At 43.5% G+C, this 4,923-nt stretch carries 5 protein-coding genes; 3 read left to right on the top strand and 2 right to left on the bottom strand.

Going from position 1 to position 4,923, the window contains the following annotated elements:
- Positions 1 to 178: 178 nt before the first annotated feature.
- Together Q0541_RS28620 and Q0541_RS28615 are read right to left on the bottom strand one after the other, a co-directional pair.
- Positions 179 to 1,294 carry an ABC transporter permease gene (locus tag Q0541_RS28620; RefSeq protein ID WP_298919292.1) on the bottom strand — a complete coding sequence of 372 codons (1,116 nt, stop codon included), beginning with the start codon at positions 1,292 to 1,294 and terminating at the stop codon, positions 179 to 181.
- 177 nt (positions 1,295 to 1,471) lie between these two features.
- Entirely contained in the window at positions 1,472 to 2,353 is an 882-nt protein-coding gene (locus Q0541_RS28615) for an Npun_R2479 family HD domain-containing metalloprotein (protein ID WP_298919289.1), read from the bottom strand.
- Positions 2,354 to 2,489: 136 nt separating this feature from the next.
- On the opposite strand from Q0541_RS28615, the gene Q0541_RS28610 reads away from it, so the two are divergent.
- The 3 genes from Q0541_RS28610 to Q0541_RS28600 all read left to right on the top strand — a co-directional run bounded on the left by Q0541_RS28610 (position 2,490) and on the right by Q0541_RS28600 (position 4,867).
- Positions 2,490 to 2,672, top strand: a complete 183-nt coding sequence (locus tag Q0541_RS28610) for a hypothetical protein (protein ID WP_298919287.1) — start codon at positions 2,490 to 2,492, stop codon at positions 2,670 to 2,672.
- 205 nt (positions 2,673 to 2,877) lie between these two features.
- Positions 2,878 to 3,354 carry a hypothetical protein gene (locus Q0541_RS28605; protein ID WP_298919285.1) on the top strand — a complete coding sequence of 159 codons (477 nt, stop codon included), beginning with the start codon at positions 2,878 to 2,880 and terminating at the stop codon, positions 3,352 to 3,354.
- Between the two features lie 949 nt (positions 3,355 to 4,303).
- Positions 4,304 to 4,867 carry a HEAT repeat domain-containing protein gene (locus Q0541_RS28600; protein WP_298919283.1) on the top strand — a complete coding sequence of 188 codons (564 nt, stop codon included), beginning with the start codon at positions 4,304 to 4,306 and terminating at the stop codon, positions 4,865 to 4,867.
- The last annotated feature ends 56 nt before the right edge of the window (positions 4,868 to 4,923 follow it).

Raw genomic sequence — 4,923 nt, 5'->3', positions numbered from 1 at the left:
TATCTGCTTTGTCATTTTCTATTTATGCGTAGTCTTTTGCTACTTATGCGATTTCTTTTGATTTTTATGCGTTCGCATTTGCTATTTCTGCGTTCGCATTTGTTATTTCGGTCTTCGCATTTGCTATTTCGGCGATCGCATTTGCTACTTCAGCGATCGCATTTGCTATTCTGAGAGCTTATCTTCTCAAACTCCGGGGGTCGAGAGCATCTCTTAATCCATCACCGAGTAAGTTGAATGCTAGCACTGTGAAGATAATCAGCACAGCCGGCGGCCAGATTAACCAAGGTTGCAGTACCAAAATTGAAGCATTGCTAGCCAGAGAAAGCATATTGCCCCAAGAGGGGTCTGGTTGTTGAATTCCCAAGCCGATGAGACTCAGTATCGCTTCTGATTCAATAAAGCTAGGAATTGCAAGAGTAGCAGAGATAACTATATAACTAGCCATTTGCGGCAAAACGTGGCGGAGGATGATATAAAGTGGGTTTCCGCCCATTGCGCGTGCCGCTTGCACAAATTCTCGCTCTTTAATTGATAGTACCTGTCCGCGAATGACCCGTGCTAAACCAGCCCAGCGAATAACCGAAGTAATCACCACAATCAGCAAAAAGCGCTGGGTACTGCTTAAACCAGCTGGTAAGACTGCTCCCAAAGTCACCAAAAGATAAATACTAGGGAAAGTCATTACTACTTCTGCCAAGCGCATAATGATGCTATCAGTCACACCGCCGAAATAGCCAGAAATTCCCCCGATGAGCAAACCGAGGGGATAGGCAATGATAATACCAAAAATCCCGATAAACATACTGATGCGACCGCCATGCAGCAGGCGACTAAATTCGTCGCGGCCTTGGTCATCAGTGCCCAAGATGTTGAATTTTGCCCCACTTGTTGTGCCAAACAAATGCCAATTTAAGGGGATACCAGGAAAGATTGTGACTTCATCCCACTTCGGGGGTAATGGCAAACTCATCTGCAATAATCGGTATTCTGGCCCGGAGACAAATAGACGCAGGGGTGAGGGTTTTTTGAAGTCTACAACGAGTTGGCGATCACCTGTTTCTAAATTAGTATCTCCCTGAGTCGTTGGATAAACATGGGGCCCAATAAACTGTCCTGACTGAGAAACCCAGTGTATCTTAGTTGGTGGCAACAGTGAACCATTGGCCTGTGAAACATAAGGGTCATAAGGAGCCACGAAATCGGCTGCAATTACTGCTATGTAGAAAACTAACAGCAAAATTGCCCCAAATCGTGCCAAAGGATTTTTCTTCAGTCGTCGCCACCAATCCATAGTAGTTAGGAGTTATAAGTTATGAGTTATGAGTTATTAAACTTTTATCTTAATTTATAACTGATGATTAATAATTCTCAACTTCAAACTCCAAACTCCTGTACAGACAGACGCGATTAATCGCGTCTCTACTTCTAACTCCTGTACAGACAGACGCGATTAATCGCGTCTCTACTCTCAACTCCCCACTCCTAACTTCTCTAAATACCGCTGCTGTTCTTCCTGTTGTTTTTCATGTTCTACAACAAACACATTAGAGTAAAGATTAGCGAGAATTTGTTTTCCCTGTTGTGTCAATGATAGATAATGCAGTCCATCTTGGATATAAGGATAGACACCATTCCAGTAAAATTTAGCGTAGTTATTTCGTAAATCGGCAGGGGTTTTATAGCCCAAAACTTTATTTACACCAGTTTCTTCAAACTCGTAAAATAAAGAAGTAATTTTCTTCAGGTAACGTGGGTCGCTTAGTTGACCAATCAAATCAGCAGCCCGGACTAATCCTGCAAAGCACTTTGTATCTTGATGATCTTCTGCCGCAGGCACGGGAAATCGAGTCAATTCAATATTGCTCTTAATTGCCTGAGCATCTATCAACTTGTGACCTCCAAAACGCTCATCAATAAAAAGCTTGGCTCTATCAACATGATACGGCGTCAGACTGGCATCAGAAGCGCCAGGAGCTACAGAAATCATTTTGCCATTTTTACCCGTGGCATATAAGCCTGCTGTTTCTCGGTCTTGTCGGCAAACTCCCTTAACGTAGCCAATATCATGACTCAGTAAGGAAATGATACAATGCAACCAGTCTTCACTGGAAACACCGCCTTCCCGAATGTGTTTGCCACGTAAGATTTCTTGACCTACCAGGGTGACAAGAACAGTGTGTTCAACATTGTGGTAAAGGGCGTCGCTATTGGCAATGTTTTCCAAAGCCATGTTACCAGCCCAGGCGATAATGTCCTGATAATCATTTTTGAAGCAGCCATAGGTGCGACGGTAGCCTTCTCGAATTTCATTTACAAAGGCATCAATTAAAATTTCAGTGGCATTGAACATATCTGATTACTTTGGTAAATACCAATGGTGTGTGACCTAGAGTAGCTAAATGAGATTAGACAATATCATGTATCATAATCTACATAAATATTTTTCGCATATTTTAAGTAATTACTCTTGTTTAAAATGTTGTAATGTGCATAGTGCCCAGGCGAATATTGGTAACGCCCAAGCTATTATCAACAAAGCCAAAGCTGATGTCCGCAGCAGTGCTGCTAAGGTGCAACAACTACAAACTCAGTTAGGACAAACTGTGGTGCGTGCGCTGGTTGCTAGAGCGATCGCGCCACCAATGATGTCCGCAATGCGATCGCTCTAAAAAGCTTACGAAAAACCTAACCCCCTAACCCCCAACTCGTCGCGGGAAGGGGGAAAGTTCAAAGTCTCTCTCCTAAAAAAAGAGAGATTTAGAGAGAGGTTTTCCAGATGAGTTGAATTGTCAGATAATACCCTAATGCCAAATTTGTGCGATCGCATTTACCAGTGGGAATCATAACAAACAGATTCACTACGGTAAATATCCAATGGCTTACCAAAACATCACCGCTTCCCTTTCCCCAGCAGATATCCAAGAAATTAAAGCAGCCTTTGCAACTATCCAAGCAAAGATGCCTTTTCTTGTAACCCTGAGTGTGGAAGAACGACGCAAGTTATTTAAGATGGGCGATAAAAGCCTAGCCTTTGTCAACACCAGCCTGACTGCTGCCCAGTCTAACCGAGAAATTCTCCCAGCCAGCTTTAATGTAGATGAGTTTGTGCGGGATTATCAACTAGCAGCGACGCTTACTGAACTGTTGATTGGATTACGACAACTGACAGAACAAGTAGATGATACCCTAATGGCAGTCGGCAGCGAAGCAATGGGTAGCAGTTTGACAGTTTACGACTACGTGAAGACTGCTGCAAAGAAAACTCCAGGGTTAAAAACTATTGCTGAACAGTTAGGCGATCGTTTTAAAGCTATTAAAAATAAACCTAGCAAAGCTGCTTCTGATTTATAGGCAAATATTGCCAGAGGTTTATAGCCGTTCTCGCTTGCGTCAAATACAAGCGTTCGTAGGGGCACAGCAATGCTGTGCCCTTACTGTTTATCGTGGTGTACTGCATTCAAACAAGAAGTGCTATAGTCTTTGAACTCCGTGAATGAGTAGTTGAACTTCATTAATGAGTCTTTAATACTTGCGGACGAGTCTTTGATACTCGCGCGAGAGTCTTTGATACTCGTGCGAGAGTCTTTGATACTCGTGAGCGAGTCTTTGATACTCGTGAGCGAGTCTTTGATACTCGTGAGCAAGTCTTTAATACTCGTAGACGAGTCTTTGATACTCGCGGACGAGTCTTTAATACTCGTAGGCAAGTATTAACATCAAATTTGTTTACTCAGAATTTGCACCAGTCCGCACAAACGCCTCAGAATGAATTTTGGGGCTACTAGCTAAAGTCTTCTAAAGAAGACTGAATAAGATTTATAGTCCACTTGAGTGGACTTGCGCTATTAGCCTGAGAATTTATTCTCAGGCGGGATATGGGGCAAGTGCAAGATATAACTTTAATCACTGATAAACAATTCCCTATATAGCGGTTCCCATTTAGATGCGGTACAACATTATATCGCCAGGTGTAGGGGCACGGCATTGCCGTGCCCTTACGGGTGTACCTTACGTAAACGAGAACCGCTATAAGTCTGGGTAATTAATTTTCAGGCGATTCTTGAGACTCAACATGATTTTAATATTCTCAGACTCAGCTTTTGTGCAATGTCTACAACGGGCACAGATGCAGCAACTTTTATACCCACTCTCCAAAACAAGCCTAGAGATACAAATCTGCAAACCCAGATTAAATCCGACTTTCTTAATTACGAATTACGAATTGCTGCTTTCTTTAGAACTTCGAGCAAGCTGGGTACTATACCGTTAACCGCGTGTAATCTGCCACCTTGTCCCAAACATGGTCACAACTCACCGCCATACGAGCAAGCCTTCTGGCTTTATCCTTTATGCTTTAGCTTTCATTTTTTCCTTCTTCCTGGCTCTACCTTGGGTTAGCGCCAAAGAAACTCCCAAACCACCACCCCAACCCTGGCAGATTGAGGGTATACTAGCAGCCCTTGACGACAGCTACCCCAAAGTAAAGCTATATGCCTTGGACAAATTAGCTAGATATAAACTGCAAGATTTAAAAAGCGTGCTTAAGAAACCGGAGGAGATTGCCCAGAAATCCGCCAATATCCTCAACGATGAAAAGGAATACTTAGATGTGCGTGGCACTGCGGCAAGGGCATTAGGTAATTTGGGGCAAGCGGCGACGAAGTATATTCCTGACATTGCCAATATCCTCAAGGATGAAAAAGTAAAAGCTAACGTTCGTTCTGGTGCGGCAGCGGCATTAGGCAACCTGGGGCAGGTAGCGACGAAGTATATCCCTGATATTGCCAACATTCTCAAGGATGAAAAGGTTGACTCATCTGTTCGTAGCAGTGCGGCAGTGGCATTGGGCAAACTCTGTCTCTGATACACATCTACGAGCCCACCAAACCGAACGAGCGAGAGTGATGAGTCGGGTGCGTG

This window comes from uncultured Nostoc sp. (assembly GCF_937863485.1).
Taxonomy (GTDB): Bacteria; Cyanobacteriota; Cyanobacteriia; order Cyanobacteriales; family Nostocaceae; genus Nostoc.
This window is presented reverse-complemented; position numbering and strand designations above follow the sequence as displayed.

Coding starts and splice junctions, on each gene's coding strand:
- Q0541_RS28620 (WP_298919292.1), bottom strand. CDS start 1,294: ATGGATTGGTGGCGACGACTGAAGAAAAATCCTTTGGCACGATTTGGG.
- Q0541_RS28615 (WP_298919289.1), bottom strand. CDS start 2,353: ATGTTCAATGCCACTGAAATTTTAATTGATGCCTTTGTAAATGAAATT.
- Q0541_RS28605 (WP_298919285.1), top strand. CDS start 2,878: ATGGCTTACCAAAACATCACCGCTTCCCTTTCCCCAGCAGATATCCAA.
- Q0541_RS28600 (WP_298919283.1), top strand. CDS start 4,304: ATGGTCACAACTCACCGCCATACGAGCAAGCCTTCTGGCTTTATCCTT.